The following is a 15,223-nucleotide window of genomic DNA, read 5'->3' as shown; positions in this document are numbered from 1 at the left end:
GCTGTGGATAACTGCGGTGTGGGCATCCTTGCACCCAATAGCCTGTGGAAAAGTCGTCACAGGAGTCTATTCCTGCCACATCTTTCCCATGATCGGCGGATGCGTGCGCGCGGATCACGATATGCTGAGACTCATTATGAGCACCACTGGCCCACCCCAGCAGTCGCATTCGCGGCAGGAGAAGGCCAATGCGCATGCCCTACCGCAAGCCAATACAGATACAGCCGCTACGCCAAGCCCTCGGATCGCAGCGCTGTTCGACTTAGACAAAACCATCATCGCCACCTCCTCGGCCCTGGCCTATGGCAAGGAGTTTTTGCAATCTGGCTTAATTAGCCCCGCTGATGCATTGCAGATGAGCGTGAGCAAGGCCAGTTATATGCTCGGCGGGCACAACGCCCAACAGCTCGACGCCACCAGGGATAAATTAAGCAAGTTGATCATCGGCTGGGAAGAGGCGCAGATCCGCGAGATCGCGAGCGAAACGATGCATAGCATCATTCGCCCCACCATCTATTCCGAGGCCCGCGCCTTAATCGAGGAGCACAAGGCTCAAGGCCACGAGGTTGTCATTATCTCCGCCTCCGCCAAAATTCTGGTGGAGCCGATTGCCCGCGAGCTCGGCATTGAGCACGTGATTGCCAGCGAGCTTGAGGTAGTAGAGGGCAAGTTCACCGGCGAATTGCTGTTTTATTGCAAAGGTGAGGCGAAAGCCGAGGCCTTGGCTGCTCGTGCCCAGGCACGACATTATGATCTCTCGCGCTGTTTTGCGTATTCGGATTCCGTCACCGACGTGCCCATGCTGCAGGCAGTGGGTCATCCTGTGGTGGTCAATCCTGATCGGCAATTACGCAAGATCGCCACGGATCGCGGGTGGAAGATCCGCAGCTTTGATAACCCGGTGCCGCTGTTTAGCATGCCCACCAAACGCGAGATGACCATTAGCACCGGCCTTGCAGCCGTGGTGGCAGGAATCGCTGGGTGGTGGTGGGCTTATCGACGCCCCCGCAATTAAATTCACCCCTCCCCCTCGGCCAGGCCGCCTTGTACTTGGCTAGCCTTTGGCTGCTTCGGCAATCCCTTCTGCTTCTGCAGCGCCTTTGATGGTGGCCTCAAGGAAGAGGCCAAGAAAATCGATCATGGCTTCTTCTGAGTTCAGGCTTGCGTGGGCAGATGCAAGATAGCGTTGGCGGTGCCGGTGCAGCCAGGTTTCAGGCACGCCCAGGCCACGGGGATCAAAACCATAACTGATGGCGGCACATCGGCTTGCCACCAACCCGATAAGCACCGATCGGGCGTCAAAGGCATTGGTGGCGATGATCCCGGCCTGCACGATGCCGGCAAGGATCGCACCATCGGCTGGTGGGCGCTGTTGGAGCAGCGCTGCAAGTTGTTGGAGTTGCGCGGCACTGCCTTGGCGGGGGCGCCCATCGCCGCCGGCTAGCACATCAATTTTGGCGAGTACTTGCAGTGGTGCCCGAAGGAAGGTTCTGGTGGTGGCTTCCACCACATCGGGGGCAAGCACACTATAGGCAGCCATGCACTGCTGCAGATCGACACCACTGCAACGCTGCGCCATGGCGGCTCCTCGAACGGCAGACTCTGAGCTGGTGAGAGCGAATTTTCTTAAATTCACCGGCCTGCGATGCACCGCTTGAATGGCGAGATGCGCCTGCGAAAGTGCAGGCGCAAGATCCGGGTGAGCGGCAAAATCTGCGACATAAGGCATGAGAACCATTGTAGAAATAGGGTTCAACTTCGCTTTAAGCAGTGTTTCGTGGCACCATATTGAGTAACTACGTAGGCAAATACCCCAAAGAACGATCGTGGAGGGACAATCCCGTGAGCAAGGACAGTGGTTTTTACACCGACAGCGCAGAGACGTTTCAGGCGCAGGTCAACTCCATTCCGCTAAGCGATGTTGATTCGGTGAGCAAGGACTCCATCGGCGGTTTGGTCAGCCAGGCCACCGCGCAGATGTCTTCGCTGTTCCGCTCCGAGGTTGAGCTGGCCAAGACCGAACTCGCCGCCGAGGCGAAAAAGGGCGCTATTGGTGGCGGCCTCTTCGGCGTAGCTGGCACCCTGGCGCTCTACAGCTCCTTCTTCTTTTTCTTCTTCCTGGCCGAGCTGCTTTCCAAGTGGATGGATCGCTGGGCTGGATTCCTCATCGTCTTTTTGATCATGGTGGCGCTTGCAGCCATCCTCGCCCTCTTCGGCTACCGCAAGGTGAAGAAGATCGGCAAGCCCGAAAAGACCATTGAATCGGTAGGCGAGCTGAAAACGCTGGTCCCCGGCAAGGCTGAGGCAAATCAAGACGCCAAGACCCGCGGCCTTTATAGCTAAGCCGCAGATGCTTCCCCACCCCGCGCCCACCAGGGCTGCGGGGTGTTGGCTTTCATTTTCCCCACATGCCCCCTATCCAGCCCCCGCCTAGCCCCCGTCCGAGGAATATCCCGTGAGCCCGAGCCCAGTGACTGCAAACCTCCCCAGTGCGCAGCAGCGCTCTAAGCGCAAGCTCTCACCGAAGGTGGTGGCCTTGGAGGGCGATTTCCAACACCAGATGCTGCACACCCGCGGCGTGCGCCTGCATGCCGCTACCGCGGGCGACCCCCATAATCCCTTGGTGCTGTTATTGCACGATTCCTTTGGCGGTTGGTTTGATTTTCGCCATGTGATTGCCCCGCTTGCGAATCGAGGCTTCCACGTCGCGGCCATTGATATGCGCGGCTATGGCATGTCGGATAAACCCCCACAGGGCTACGACCACCGCGAAGCAGTAGGTGATGTGCTTGGGTGCATTAGCACCCTGGGGCATAGCCAAGCCCACGTCGTTGGCATTGGTGCAGGAGCAGCGATTGCCTGGCTGGCAGCAGCCAACCAGCCGCAGCGGATAAAAAGCCTCTGCACCTCTGGGAGCATCCACCCCCTGGATTTGCGGCGAGCTATCATCACGCACCCCTGGCACTTTAGCAATCTTCTGGCCATGACCAGCATGTTCCGCTTGCCTAAGGTGCTCTCGCGGGTGTTCTGGGGCCACCGCGAACGCATCATTAGCAGGGATCTGCGCACTGCTACCTCCCTGGAGTATCAGCGCAGCGCCGCCTTTGAAGAAGAACTCCAGCTTCGATTTACTGCCATGTCCATTCAATCCACGGCAACACCGGTGGCCAAGACCTCCCGCTATGTGGTCAATGTGCCCCCTGTGCGCTGGGCTACGGAGAAAGTGGATCTTCCCGTGCGCATGCTCAGCGACGCCTCTGCCCTGTCTCGGGTATTGGTTCGCCGCGGCGCCAAGCGCTGCACTTCACGCTTTAGCACCGAGCGCATCCCCGGTGCGCGCCAACGCGCACACCTAGAGCAGCCGGAGGCCTTTGTGCGAAGCCTCAGCGCTTTTGCCCTTGAGGTCGAACGTGGCCTACAGGGTGCGCAGCGCTAGTGCGCCACGCATTCTTGGGTATCAACCGGGGCTTGGAGTGCTGCGATATCCCCGATGGCCTCTTGTACTTGGCGTGCGGTTAAGGCGTAGCCAATATCGGAGGAATCCACAGAGGCTCCAAACACTACGCCGAGGACGTTGCCGTTGGCGTCGACAAGCGGACCACCGGAATTGCCTTGGCGGATATTGCCTCGAACGGTATAAGCCTCGCGCTCAACGCGGCCACCGGCGTAGATATTCGGCCCCGAAATAGTGATGCGATCATTGATCCTTGCAGGTGAGGCGGTATAAGGCCCTGATTGGGGGAAGCCAAGCACGATGGCATCGTCGCCGGTTTGGGCAGGTTCCGGGGCCCACTGCAAGGCCGGCACGTCGAGTTCATCGGTGGCAAGCACGGCGATGTCCATCTCTGGGTTGTAGTAGACCACCTGGGCTTCTTTAAGCCCGAGCACCGTATCCAAACTTACGGTCTGGGTGCCGGCCACCACGTGAGCATTGGTAATCACATGCTGGTTATCCACGGCAAAGCCGGAGCCCATGAGCCTTCGGGCGCATCGTTGAGATTCGCCAAGCACGTGGATCACCGAGGGGCGCAGTCGGCGCACCAGCTCTTCATCGCTGACCTGGATATCCGGGGCATCGACCACCGGACGGTTGCCGTGGGTAAAAGGCGAAACCAGTGGCGGCAGGCCGGAATCGTTGAGCATGGCGGAGATCTTCGAAGGCAAGCTCTTCACCGGCGCGGGAGCGAGGCGATCGACCTCCGCGAGCACCTTCGATTCCTGCACGGCCTGGGGCAATTGCCCGCGCAAGCCCGATGCAATGGGAATGGAGATCAGCCACACCACCAGCAACGCGGCGGCTGTTTGGAAGCAGGCGCCGATCAGCGAATCAAGCCCGCGCAGGCGCTTCCACATCAGGCCATCGCGAAACGCAGCACCAATCGCAGCACCGGCCATGTTGCCAACGCCTACGAGCAGCACCAACACGCCTAGGGCAAGCACAAAGCGCATGGCCTGGGAATCGCTGAAGTGCATGGCCAAGGGGGCGAGCACCGCGCCGCAAATGAGTCCTGCGATCACGCCGATGGTGGAAAGCACCGAGGAGACTGCACCTTGGCGCCAGCCTGCGAAAAAGGCGATGAACAGGATGGCAACGATGACGATATCGACGATCAGCCCGAGGCTCACGCTGTGGGTTTCCTTTCGGTCAACTGATCCCCGACTGCCTCTTTATTGCGGGAACGAGCCAGGGTTTCCACCAGATCGTAGTGCCTATCGCGATCCCACTCTTGTTCCCATCCCGCTTGGGTAATGATCGCGTCGAGCAAACCGCCGGTAAAACCCCAAATAATAAAGCCATTGAGGCGAAACGCCGGCCCGTGCCAACCGCCGCGCGCCACGGTGAGCCTATTTTCTGGAGCAAGAAGCTCAGCCAACGGCACGCTGGCCACGGCATCGGCTTCGCCTGGGTCTACCACCCCAACCGGAGAAGGGCTATGCCAGTGGGCAAGCACCGGGTGCACGGGGTAGCCGGTGGCGCGAATATGCACCTCCGGCAGTTGCGCCAGCGGGCTGAGGCTATGGCGATCAAGGCCCGTTTCTTCCCAGGCCTCGCGCAGGGCGCAATCAACGGCATTGATGTCTTCTGGGTCGCGCCTGCCGCCAGGAAAAGCCATCTGGCCTGAGTGCGAACGCAAACGCGGTGATCGGTGTGTGAGCAGCACCGCGGCATCATGCGGTAGTTCTGCGGAGGTTTCTGTGCCAGCAAGCAAGATCAGCACCGATGCCTCGCGGCGATGATCAATGGCCGCATCGGGTTTTAAGGCCTTGCGCAAGCGCGCGTCGAGGTGTCCTTGATCCACGTCACGGACAAGCCCGCGCATCCACAGTGGGGCACGCTCGGGTTGCAGGGTGATATTTTCACCCGGGCTATCGGGGCTGAGCTTGGCTAAAGGGCTGGCGTCTGGATTCATTGGCCATCCACCATAGCCTTGATCGCGGCATCAAGCTCCGAAGCGCTGTGGAACACCTGGGCTTTTTGGCCGATGAGCTTGCCGTTTTGGTCCAGCAGCAAGGTAATGGGCACCACGTTGGGCAGTGCGTAGGTGGCGGCAAACATGCCTTCGCCATCCTGGTAGCTGGGCAGGTCGACGTTGAGATCATTGAGCAAAGCAGCGCCATTGGCGGCATTCGGGTCGGCGTGGACTCCTACCACCGCGTATTCGGGGTGCTCTTTGGCAAAGGCGTCGATGGCGGGTAGCTCCTCGCGGCACGGCCCGCACCACCAGGCCCATACATTCACCACGGTGTATTCAGCCTGCGCGGGTGCACTATCAACCCCAGCGCCGAGGCACGGCAGGGGAGTTTCGAAGTTCACTTTGGGGCAGGTTGGTCGCTTATCGACGCTCAGCATGCTCGCATTGCTGCTGCTCTCTACGCCATCCTGGGCGGATTCTTCCTTCTTGCCCATCTGCAGCAGGGCAAACAATAAGGCCAGAATGCCCACGAATACGACGATGGAGGTGATGATGGGTTTGCGCACGGTGGTCCTTTGCTCCTTGTTTACTGTTCACTTGCTATGGCAATGAGCGCCTCGGCATTGGGGCCGCTGACTAATTCTGCTGCCTCGATGCCTACGGGACCGGTGCCGTAGCTTGGGCACACCTTCTTGAGCAGGCATGCACCGCATGCCGGTTTGCGTGAGTGGCATACGCGGCGGCCATGAAAGACCAGGCGGTGAGAATATAGCGTCCATTCTTTCTTAGGAATCATCGCCGCGATGATGTGCTCGACTTTCACCGGGTCTTTTTCTGTGGTGAGTTCCCACCTTCGCACGAGCCTGCCAAAGTGCGTATCCACGGTTAAACCTGGGTAATCAAAGGCATTGCCGCGCACACAGTGCGCAGTTTTTCGCCCCACCCCTGGAAGCGCGATCAGTGCGTCGAAATCTTCCGGCACTTGGCCGTCGTGGTCTGCCACGAGGCGCTGGGCCATGCCGATGATGTTGCGGGCTTTGGCTTTATAAAAGCCCGTGGAGTGGATGAGTTCTTGTAACTCCGCCTCATTGGCAGTGGCATAGGCCGCGGCGTTGGGGTAGCGGGCAAAGAGTGCCGGGGTAACGGTATTGACGCGCGCATCGGTGCATTGTGCCGAAAGGATGGTGGCCACGGTGAGTTCGAGTGGGTTGCGAAAATTCAGTTCGCAGTGCGCATCTGGATAGGCCTGGGCGAGCATCCGGTTGATTTTGCGGGCACGCCTGGTTTTTGCCAGGGCAGTGTTGCTGCTTTGTGTGGACGATCGAGATGGCATGCCCACCACAATAGTTGCCAGGTCCACAGATCATCGCCGGGATTCGACGCTGAAAAGGTTGCCCACAAACGGGGGTAGGGGGTAGAAAAGATTTGGAAAGTCCACAGATTCACACGTAATCGGACATGAATCCCAGGACAATATGGACATTTCCCACATATGGCTGGGCGGAGTTCCGCAAGTTCTAGGTTGTGCGAGCTGCCACACACTACCCCCGGCGCAGCGCAAAGACGCCCAAGATGTGACGATTCTAAAGTATTACGTGCAGACGTGACGAACCACATAGTAAGGTTACTCAGGAACAACAAGATAATGTCCGCTGTGTCACTTCCCCTTTTAGGCGGAACGCACAACTGACCGGATCACGACGCCCACCGAATTTCGGCGGTGCACGCAGCACCAGGCGTCGACGACATGAGGAGTACTTACGTGGAAGGTGTACAAGAGACCCTCTCCCGCGCCGGAATTTTCCAGGGGGTCGCCCCTGTGGCGGTGGAGAATCTGATCAAGGAGTTGGAGACCGTTCGCTTCCCCCGAGGCGCCACGATCTTCGAAGAAGGCGAACCAGGCGACCGCCTCTACATCATCACCTCCGGCAAAGTGAAGCTCGCCCGTCACGCACTCGACGGCCGCGAGAACCTGCTCACCGTGATGGGTCCTTCGGACATGTTCGGCGAGCTGTCCATCTTCGACCCAGGCCCGCGCACCTCCTCTGCCGTGTGCGTCACCGAGGTTCATGCAGCCACCATGACCTCCACCATGCTGCACAAGTGGATCTCTGATTACCCGGAGATCTCCGAGCAGCTTCTGCGCATGCTGGCTCGACGCCTGCGCCGCACCAACGCCTCCCTTGGCGACCTCATCTTCACCGATGTGCCCGGCCGCGTAGCAAAGGCACTGCTGCAGCTTGCCAACCGCTTCGGCACCCAGGAAGGTGGCGCCCTTCGCGTCAACCACGACCTCACCCAGGAAGAAATTGCTCAACTGGTTGGCGCTTCGCGTGAGACGGTGAACAAGGCGCTTGCCACCTTCGCGCACCGCAACTGGATCCGCCTCGAAGGCAAATCGGTGCTCATCATTGACACCGAGCACCTTGCCAAGCGCGCACGCTAGTACAAGAAACACAAACGCTCCCGGCCTTGTTGCCGGGAGCGTTTGCTGTGTGGTCTGAAGCGTTATTGGGCGTCGAGATAGCGCAGGGCCACTCGGGTGGACTGCTCAGCAGCGCCACGGAGGACAGGATCAACGTCGTCGTAGATGGCGTCGATAAGCTCCTTCAAGCTGGCATCTTCACCCAGCTCCTTGCGTGCCTGCACAATCTGATCCAGACGCTGGTGGCGACGATCAATGTACTTGCGGGCATAGGCAGCCAAGTTCTCGCCATCAGGGCCGTGGCCGGGCAGGAGGTGCACATCCTTGCCACGACGTTCGAGAAGATCGAGCGTTTCGAGGTACTGGCCAAGATCGCCATCAGTCTCAGAAATCATGGTGGTGTGGCGCCCGGCGATGGTGTCGCCTGTGGCAATCGCCTCAAGGGTGGACTCGTGCGGCTTGCCGGACCAAATAAAGAAGGACACAGAATCAGCCGTGTGCCCAGGGGTGGCCACCACCTCGATCTGCGGGGTAACACCGTCGAGGGCAATGATCTCTCCATCGCGAAGTGGTTCCTCACCACCCATGCAATATGCGGCATCAAAGGCCCGGACGGGCGCACCGGTGAGCTGGCGGAAGCGCTCAGCACCATCGGCGTGGTCGTGGTGGCGGTGAGTGACAAGAATTAACGCCACTTCATCGGCATAACGGTGCAAGACATTTAAGTGTCCTTCATCCGCAGGGCCGGGATCAATAACGATGGCGCGAGGATCTTCCTCGGCGCGAATGATCCACGAGTTCGTACCTTCCAGTGACGCGTACCCCGGATTCGGGCAAAGAACCACGGAAGTGGACGGGGTCACCGGCCTCTGCTGACTGTAAGCGGGATGCTCCATAGGGTTTAGCTTAGGACACATCTATTACGCGCGACTAGTTCTTGGGGTGGAAGTGTCTCACCCCTCACCCTGACCCCGATAAACGGAAAACTTTTCTTGGATCAGGCACCCAAACCAGCAGATTCGGACACCCAAACACTCCCCCGTTAAGGGGCGTCTACCTCGACCACCAGCTCAAGTTCCACGGGAGCACCCAAAGGAAGTTCAGCAACGCCGACGGCGCTGCGGGCATGGGCACCGGCTTGGCCAAAGATCTGGCCAATCAATTCGCTTGCGCCATTGATCACGCCGGGCTGGCCACCGAAGTCGCGCTCAGAGGCCACAAAGCCCACGATCTTCAGCACACGGGTGACATGATCAATGCCCACCAAGCTATCCACCGCAGCTAAGGCGTTGAGCACGGCAGTGCGGGCATAATCTTGAGCATCTTCGGCACTGACATCCCCACCGACTTTGCCGGTGGCGGGAAGTTCGCCGTTGATAAAGGGCAGTTGGCCCGAGGTCCATACCTGATTGCCAACGCGCACAGCGGGCACATAGGCGGCAACGGGTGCTGCAACCTCCGGCAGTTTCAGGCCGAGTTCTGCGAGTTTTTCAGAAGGTGTGCTCATGCTTGCACCGGGCGCTTGAGGTAGGCCACGACATTTTCCGGGTTCGGGCCGGGCATCACTGCCACGAGCTCCCAACCATCTTCACCCCACGTATCGAGGATCTGCTTGGTGGCGTGAGTAATAAGTGGCACAGTTGCGTATTCCCATTTGTTCATAGGGCACATACTAATGCCAAGATGGCCAAGCGCCATTACAGCCCGACGGGCTCGCCTCCCTGAGCAAAGAACTCTGCCCAGTTATCTACGTGGGGATTCTTGCGCAAAATGGCGCGACGTTGACGCTCGGTAAGCCCGCCCCATACGCCGAATTCCACGCGATTATCCAAAGCATCGGCGCGGCACTGCATCAGTACCGGGCAGCCATCGCAGATGGTGGCGGCCTGGCGCTGTTCAGCGCCACGGACGAATAGAGCATCAGGATCCACGTGACGGCAAGTAGCTCTCATCACCCATTCACCCCGGGGGCTTGTCACATCCAGCTCATTGGACTCGACCGCAAAGGGGTCACGCCTGGTTTCTTTGATCAACGAGGTGGTCACGTTGAACGCCTCCTGCCACACATTGGGGACCCGATCGACGCTAAAGCTCAAGCGCCGAAAACGTACATGTGTAATTCTATTCGCCCACCTACCTATCTAGCGAATGGATCACACTTTATGGGTTACCCCCAAGCGGGTCACATGGGCATTCATTCGGACGGGGGTAAGTCTCAGCTTCTTTTCCGCAGCCGAGGAAGCCAGTAGGGTGTAACCGTGTCTGTAGGGAAATCTCTGATCAAAATGGTCGGTGGCGCACTCGCCGCCGGCACGATCGCTGCCGTGGTGCTTACCCCTGTTGCAGCTATCTCCGGTGTGGCTATTGAGCGCACGGACGAGACGATGCAATCAAATATTGACGATCTCACCTTCGGAGCTACCCCCGGTGTCAGCACCATCCTCAACGCCAACGATGAGCCAATGGCGTGGCTATATAAGCAGCGCCGCTACTCGGTGCCATCTGAGGCCATCGCGGAGCCGATGAAAGCTGCCATCGTCAGCATCGAGGATCGTCGCTTTTATGAGCACAATGGCGTAGACCTCAAAGGCAATCTGCGCGCTATGGCCACCAACTTGCTTGCCGGCGGCGTGGAACAGGGTGCTTCCACCTTGGATCAGCAGTATGTGAAGAACTACTTGCTCCTCGTGGCCTCGGATAATCCCGATGAGCAGGCAGCAGCAACAGAGACATCTATTCCTCGTAAATTGCGCGAGATGCGCATGGCTTCGAGCATCGACGAGAACCTGAGCAAAGACGAGATCCTGACTCGCTACCTCAACCTCGTACCCTTCGGCAATAACGCCTATGGCGTGGAGGCCGCATCCCAGACCTACTTTGGCAAGCCAGCAGCGGAGCTGAATATTCCAGAGGCCGCGATGCTTGCAGGCATTGTGCAGTCTTCTTCCTACTTCAACCCCTACACCAACCCCGAAGCTGTCACTGATCGTCGCAATGAAGTCCTTGGCGCCATGGCAGAAACAGGGGCGATTACTCCCGAGGATGCCGCGCGGTATCAGGGCGAGCCGCTTGGTGTGCAAGAACAGCCTGGCGGGCTGCCCAATGGTTGTATCGCCGCAGGCGATGCCGGCTTCTTCTGCGATTATGTATTGAAGTACCTGGGCGAAAAAGGCCTGGACCTGGACACGATCACCTCGGGCTCTTATACCATTCGCACCACCTTAAACCCCGAGGTACAAGCCGCTGCGCATGATGCAGTGACCGGGCAAGTACCCGCCTCTACCCCAGGGGTGGCCAACGTGATGAATGTGATTGAGCCCGGCAAGGATAGCCGCAAGATTTTGGCCATGACCTCTTCTCGCGACTACGGCCTCGACCTTGAAGCCGGCCAAACAGTGCTGCCGCAGACGGCATCGCTGGTGGGCTCCGGTGCTGGTTCGGTGTTTAAGATCTTTACCGCCGGTGCCGCGCTTGAAGATGGCTACGGGCTCGACACCATGCTCGATGTGCCCACCCGCTATGAGGCCAAGGGCCTGGGTGAAGGCGGCGCTAGCAACTGCCCCGCCAACACCTACTGCGTGGAAAACTCCGGCTCCTATGCCTCAAGGATGTCGCTACAAGACGCCTTGGCCTATTCACCCAACACGCCGTTTGTGAAGCTCATTAGCGAAGTGGGCGTGGATAAAGTGGTGGATCTTTCGGTGAAGCTGGGCTTAAGAAGTTATAAGGAAGCAGGCACCTTCGATGGTGAAGCCTCCATTGCCGAATACATGAAAGACCACAACCTCGGCTCTTATACCCTTGGGCCTACCGCCATTAACGCACTGGAAATGTCGAATGTGGCCGCATCAATCGCCTCGGATGGTCGCTGGTGCGAACCGAACCCCATTGAAAATGTCACCGATGCAGAAGGCAATGAGGTATTCCTAGAGCGCCCTGACTGCGAAAATGCGATGGATGCCGATGCCGCCAACGCCCTTGGGCAGGCCTTGAGCAAAGACACGATTGAAGGCACCGGCGCGGATGCCGCGAAGGCCTTTAATTGGTCTACCCCATTGGCTGCGAAAACCGGCACCACCGAGTCGCACCAGTCGGCAGCGTTTATGGGCTTTAACTCCGCCTATGCCGCCGTGACCTATATCTACAACGATGGCACCTCGGTGGCTCCGCTGTGCACCTCGCCGGTGCAGCAATGCGGTGCAGGCAGCTTGTACGGTGGCGATGAGCCGGCGCGCACGTGGTTCTCCGCGGCGAACGGCAGCAATATTGCCCAGCAGGGCAATCTGGCGCCGATTGGTGATACCTACCGCCGTGGACGCTCGGCAACCTTAGGGGATCAGTTCATTGGCCGCGATGTATCCAGCGCCGAACGTGAGCTTACAAAGCAGGGCTATAAGGTCGTGCGCCAATACGTTGCAGGCGACGGCAAACCCAAGAATCAGGTGCTTCGCACCAGCGTGCCCACACCACTGCGTAAGGGCTCAACCATCACCTTGTATATCTCCGATGGCAGCCCGGCGCGCAGGCCAGCACCGCAACCGGTAGTGCCGTCTATTCCGCCGGTGCCAGAGATTCCGAGCCAGGACGTAGACAGCATCACCGATTCCATCCGGAGGCTCCTGGGGCAGTAATGCCAGAAGCGACGCTTAGCTAGCCCTGCAGCGCTGCGCGTACCGCGGCGCTGAGGCGCTTACCGTCGGCGCGCCCACCGGCTTTGGCGGTGGCGATTTTCATGGCGTTGCCCATGAGCTTCATCGAAACCTCGCCATCGCCGGCGGCTTCTTTTACTGCGTCCTGAGCGAGGGCTTCGAGCTCGGCATCATCAAGCTGGGCTGGCTGGTACTGCTCGAATACTTTGGCCTCTGCCAGTTCAGTATCGGCAAGTTCTTGGCGGCCGTTTTGGGCATAGACCTCGGCGGATTCCTTGCGCTTTTTAATTTCCCGGGCGATGACTTTGAGCACGGTGGCGTCGTCAAGCTCATGGCGAGCACCGCTGGTTTCCTCGGCCTGGATCGCCGACAGCAACATGCGCAATGCGGAGGTGCTGAGCTTATCGCGAGCCTTCATGGCGGTGGTGAGGTCTTGACGGATGGTTTGCTTGAGTTCACTCATACCTTGAGAGTACCGGTAGGCTGATCGAGTGGCTTCAATTATTCAGGTAACGGCACGTGCACTCGGCGGTCTTGCGCTTGGCGGGGCTGCCACCTTGGGCTGGGCGATGCGCGAATGCACCCAGTTCCAGCTCCACGAGGTAGAAGTACCCATCCTTGAGCCGGGCACCCTCGATGGTCGAGATGCCTTCCGCATCCTGCACATCTCCGACCTGCACATGATCCCCACCCAGCACGCGAAGCAGGAGTGGGTTCGCTCCTTGGACGCGCTGAATCCCGACCTGGTGGTCAATACCGGCGATAACTTAAGCGACCAAAAAGGCGTGCCAGGTGTGCTGCGTGCCCTTGAGCCGCTGCTGCGCCGTCCGGGTCTGTTTGTGTTTGGCACCAATGACTATTTTGCGCCCAGGCCCGTCAATCCCTTGAAGTATCTGCTGGGCAAAAAACGCAAGGTCAGCCGCGTGGAATTGCCGTGGCAGGGCATGCGAGCAGCTTTTGTGGAACACGGTTGGATGGACGCGAATCAGGCTCGCCATGAGTTCAAGGCCTCGGGGCTGAAAATCGCTGCTACCGGGGTGGATGATCCCCACCACGATCTTGACAATTATGAGGAGATCGCAGGCCCGCCCCACCCAGAAGCCGACCTCTCCTTGGCCTTGTTGCACGCTCCCGAACCCCGCGTGCTGGAACGCTTTGAATCAGACGGCTACATGCTCTCTTTATCCGGCCACACCCACGGCGGCCAAGTGTGCCTGCCAGGGGGTAAGGCATTGGTAACGAACTGTGGCATCGATCCCGAACGCTGCAAGGGCCTGCACCGCTTCGGTGACATGTTTATGCATGTAAGCAATGGTCTTGGGCAATCTAAGTACGCGCCCGTGCGCCTATTTTGTAAGCCCTCTGCCACGCTGCTGCGCCTGGTGGAAAAAGTTTAGGCTTTTCGACGGGCACACGCGTGCCCAAACAGCGTTTGAGCTGCGACCTGCCGTTTTGGAGTTCCTGGCACAGCTCACTATGCTGTTCTGGGTAGCACGCAGGTGTTATGCCGGGATATGGCGCAGCTTGGTAGCGCGCTTCGTTCGGGACGAAGAGGTCGCAGGTTCAAATCCTGTTATCCCGACCAATAACCGCAGTTCAGCAAGTCTTTCACTTTCTGAGCTGCGGTTTTTCTTATCCCCTGCCCCAGACGAGGCCCAAGCCCAGGCCTGCTCAACCCGGCGCTCTAGGGCACGGCTACAAAAGGGAGGAATAGCAAAAGCGCACCCGAAGGTGCGCTTGAATGTTGGGCTCCGTAAAGCTTCGCTGAGCCCTTTAGAGCTCCGCTGAGCCTGCCTTAGGCGCGACCAGCGAACTCGCCTACGGTGTCGAGGCCGATGTCGGTGGCGTGTACGGGCAGCTTGTGCGGGCCGGCGCCGAAGTCGATCAGGCCTGCGTACCAGGCGTCATCGGAGCACATGCCGTGGCCTGCGGTGGGGATCTTGGAATCGACGAACTTCACGCCGGTTTCCTGGGAGACGGTGCGCAGGGTGTTGCTCAGGCCGTTTTCATAATCGGCCATGGCCTGCAGGTACAAAGGCACGGTCTGGCCGGGGGCCACGCGGATCAGGCAGACATTTCCATCGGGTGCGATGGTGGGGTAGTCCAGGATCTTGATCTGGGCGTTGGGCGCTACTTCCTTCACGCGGTTGACGGCATCGCGCATGGCAACGTGGATGCGGGTGAAGATTTGCTCCAGGGATTCTTTGCCGTTGTAGGGGTAGGTGTCGTTGGCACCTGCGAGCAGGCCAACCTGGGTGGTGTGGGGGCCGAGCTGGCCGGTGGCTGCTGCGTCGTTGATCAGGTCGATCACGTGGCGTCCGCCGGAGGCCAGGCTTGCACCTGCACAGGTGAAGTTGGCGGTGGGCTGGCCTGCGCCGCGGCCGAAGGCGTCGGACATGCGGTTATCGGTGCCGCAGCCGAGCTGGTTGACGAATACGCCCTCGGGCAGCACCACGCTGGAGGGGTTGGCAATCACTTTGCCGGCAAAGAAGGACACCAAGGAGGGGTTCGCGGGGACGGAATCACCGATGAGCACTGCATTCGGCTCCGCTGCCGAGGCATTGGGGGCAAGCATGAGGCTGGCGCTGGCGGCGAGGGCAGCGATTGAGGCGACTACGCGGTTGCGCATGTGGGTCCTTTCTTCGGCGTGCAGACATAGTGTCTATCCGTCGTTATGATTTCGTTATTACAACGTAGCGGAACCTTTTACCTAAAAACAACCGCGCAAGCCCAAA

At 59.2% G+C, this 15,223-nt stretch carries 17 protein-coding genes and 1 tRNA gene; 7 read left to right on the top strand and 11 right to left on the bottom strand.

The window, feature by feature from the left end:
* Positions 1-136: 136 nt before the first annotated feature.
* Complete coding sequence (locus IEU99_RS04230) at positions 137-1,015, top strand: HAD family hydrolase (RefSeq protein ID WP_128890604.1); 879 nt, start codon at positions 137-139, stop codon at positions 1,013-1,015.
* A 39-nt stretch (positions 1,016-1,054) separates the two neighbouring features.
* Here IEU99_RS04230 and IEU99_RS04225 read toward each other — a convergent pair whose 3' ends face one another.
* Positions 1,055-1,729 carry a hypothetical protein gene (locus IEU99_RS04225; RefSeq protein ID WP_128890605.1) on the bottom strand — a complete coding sequence of 225 codons (675 nt, stop codon included), beginning with the start codon at positions 1,727-1,729 and terminating at the stop codon, positions 1,055-1,057.
* 113 nt (positions 1,730-1,842) lie between these two features.
* Here IEU99_RS04225 and IEU99_RS04220 point away from each other — a divergent pair, with 113 nt between their 5' ends.
* A complete protein-coding gene (locus tag IEU99_RS04220) occupies positions 1,843-2,343 on the top strand; it encodes a phage holin family protein (protein ID WP_128890606.1) in 501 nt (166 codons plus the stop codon).
* 112 nt (positions 2,344-2,455) lie between these two features.
* On the top strand, positions 2,456-3,436 hold the full coding sequence (locus IEU99_RS04215) for an alpha/beta hydrolase (protein WP_371869471.1): 981 nt from the start codon (positions 2,456-2,458) through the stop codon (positions 3,434-3,436).
* On the opposite strand, the gene IEU99_RS04210 is transcribed toward IEU99_RS04215, so the two are convergent.
* Genes IEU99_RS04210 through nth form a run of 4 tightly spaced genes read right to left on the bottom strand, consistent with a single transcriptional unit; the run spans position 3,433 to position 6,747 of the window.
* Positions 3,433-4,626: a MarP family serine protease gene (locus IEU99_RS04210; RefSeq protein ID WP_128890607.1), complete on the bottom strand. Its 1,194-nt coding sequence runs from the start codon at positions 4,624-4,626 to the stop codon at positions 3,433-3,435. The two genes, IEU99_RS04215 and IEU99_RS04210, sit on opposite strands and share 4 nt — an antisense overlap.
* Positions 4,623-5,411 carry an NUDIX hydrolase gene (locus IEU99_RS04205; protein ID WP_128890608.1) on the bottom strand — a complete coding sequence of 263 codons (789 nt, stop codon included), beginning with the start codon at positions 5,409-5,411 and terminating at the stop codon, positions 4,623-4,625. Before IEU99_RS04205 ends, IEU99_RS04210 begins: the two co-directional genes overlap by 4 nt.
* A complete protein-coding gene (locus tag IEU99_RS04200; RefSeq protein WP_128890609.1) occupies positions 5,408-5,980 on the bottom strand; it encodes a TlpA family protein disulfide reductase in 573 nt (190 codons plus the stop codon). Before IEU99_RS04200 ends, IEU99_RS04205 begins: the two co-directional genes overlap by 4 nt.
* A 20-nt stretch (positions 5,981-6,000) precedes the next feature.
* Positions 6,001-6,747, bottom strand: a complete 747-nt coding sequence (nth, locus tag IEU99_RS04195; protein WP_128890610.1) for an endonuclease III — start codon at positions 6,745-6,747, stop codon at positions 6,001-6,003.
* 429 nt (positions 6,748-7,176) lie between these two features.
* Here nth and glxR point away from each other — a divergent pair, with 429 nt between their 5' ends.
* The gene (glxR, locus tag IEU99_RS04190) at positions 7,177-7,860 is read left to right on the top strand and encodes a CRP-like cAMP-activated global transcriptional regulator GlxR (protein WP_128890611.1); all 684 of its coding nucleotides are present in this window, start codon (positions 7,177-7,179) and stop codon (positions 7,858-7,860) included.
* A gap of 62 nt (positions 7,861-7,922) precedes the next feature.
* Here glxR and IEU99_RS04185 read toward each other — a convergent pair whose 3' ends face one another.
* From IEU99_RS04185 to IEU99_RS04170, 4 genes are all read right to left on the bottom strand, one after another.
* On the bottom strand, positions 7,923-8,756 hold the full coding sequence (locus IEU99_RS04185; RefSeq protein WP_371869470.1) for an MBL fold metallo-hydrolase: 834 nt from the start codon (positions 8,754-8,756) through the stop codon (positions 7,923-7,925).
* Between the two features lie 125 nt (positions 8,757-8,881).
* Entirely contained in the window at positions 8,882-9,346 is a 465-nt protein-coding gene (locus IEU99_RS04180) for a RidA family protein (protein WP_128890613.1), read from the bottom strand.
* On the bottom strand, positions 9,343-9,501 hold the full coding sequence (sp36, locus tag IEU99_RS04175) for a Sp36 family protein (protein ID WP_164470327.1): 159 nt from the start codon (positions 9,499-9,501) through the stop codon (positions 9,343-9,345). Before sp36 ends, IEU99_RS04180 begins: the two co-directional genes overlap by 4 nt.
* A gap of 35 nt (positions 9,502-9,536) precedes the next feature.
* Complete coding sequence (locus IEU99_RS04170) at positions 9,537-9,824, bottom strand: WhiB family transcriptional regulator (RefSeq protein ID WP_371869475.1); 288 nt, start codon at positions 9,822-9,824, stop codon at positions 9,537-9,539.
* 273 nt (positions 9,825-10,097) lie between these two features.
* Here IEU99_RS04170 and IEU99_RS04165 point away from each other — a divergent pair, with 273 nt between their 5' ends.
* The gene (locus tag IEU99_RS04165; RefSeq protein WP_128890614.1) at positions 10,098-12,470 is read left to right on the top strand and encodes a transglycosylase domain-containing protein; all 2,373 of its coding nucleotides are present in this window, start codon (positions 10,098-10,100) and stop codon (positions 12,468-12,470) included.
* A gap of 19 nt (positions 12,471-12,489) precedes the next feature.
* Here IEU99_RS04165 and IEU99_RS04160 read toward each other — a convergent pair whose 3' ends face one another.
* A complete protein-coding gene (locus IEU99_RS04160) occupies positions 12,490-12,951 on the bottom strand; it encodes a GatB/YqeY domain-containing protein (RefSeq protein WP_128890615.1) in 462 nt (153 codons plus the stop codon).
* Positions 12,952-12,979: 28 nt separating this feature from the next.
* Between IEU99_RS04160 and IEU99_RS04155 the strand changes: the two genes are divergently transcribed.
* A complete protein-coding gene (locus IEU99_RS04155) occupies positions 12,980-13,885 on the top strand; it encodes a metallophosphoesterase (RefSeq protein ID WP_371869469.1) in 906 nt (301 codons plus the stop codon).
* 111 nt (positions 13,886-13,996) lie between these two features.
* A tRNA-Pro gene (locus tag IEU99_RS04150) sits at positions 13,997-14,073 on the top strand.
* Positions 14,074-14,283: 210 nt separating this feature from the next.
* On the opposite strand, the gene IEU99_RS04145 is transcribed toward IEU99_RS04150, so the two are convergent.
* Entirely contained in the window at positions 14,284-15,117 is an 834-nt protein-coding gene (locus tag IEU99_RS04145; RefSeq protein ID WP_128890616.1) for a GDSL-type esterase/lipase family protein, read from the bottom strand.
* Positions 15,118-15,223: the final 106 nt, after the last annotated feature.

The sequence above is a fragment of the Corynebacterium pelargi genome (assembly GCF_014635485.1).
Classification (GTDB): Bacteria; Actinomycetota; Actinomycetes; order Mycobacteriales; family Mycobacteriaceae; genus Corynebacterium; species Corynebacterium pelargi.
Note: the sequence above shows the minus strand (reverse complement) of the source record. Positions and strands in the feature narration are given on the sequence as shown.

Coding starts and splice junctions, on each gene's coding strand:
- IEU99_RS04230 (WP_128890604.1), top strand. CDS start 137: ATGAGCACCACTGGCCCACCCCAGCAGTCGCATTCGCGGCAGGAGAAG.
- IEU99_RS04225 (WP_128890605.1), bottom strand. CDS start 1,729: ATGCCTTATGTCGCAGATTTTGCCGCTCACCCGGATCTTGCGCCTGCA.
- IEU99_RS04205 (WP_128890608.1), bottom strand. CDS start 5,411: ATGAATCCAGACGCCAGCCCTTTAGCCAAGCTCAGCCCCGATAGCCCG.
- nth (WP_128890610.1), bottom strand. CDS start 6,747: ATGCCATCTCGATCGTCCACACAAAGCAGCAACACTGCCCTGGCAAAA.
- IEU99_RS04185 (WP_371869470.1), bottom strand. CDS start 8,756: ATGTGTCCTAAGCTAAACCCTATGGAGCATCCCGCTTACAGTCAGCAG.
- IEU99_RS04180 (WP_128890613.1), bottom strand. CDS start 9,346: ATGAGCACACCTTCTGAAAAACTCGCAGAACTCGGCCTGAAACTGCCG.
- sp36 (WP_164470327.1), bottom strand. CDS start 9,501: ATGAACAAATGGGAATACGCAACTGTGCCACTTATTACTCACGCCACC.
- IEU99_RS04160 (WP_128890615.1), bottom strand. CDS start 12,951: ATGAGTGAACTCAAGCAAACCATCCGTCAAGACCTCACCACCGCCATG.
- IEU99_RS04145 (WP_128890616.1), bottom strand. CDS start 15,117: ATGCGCAACCGCGTAGTCGCCTCAATCGCTGCCCTCGCCGCCAGCGCC.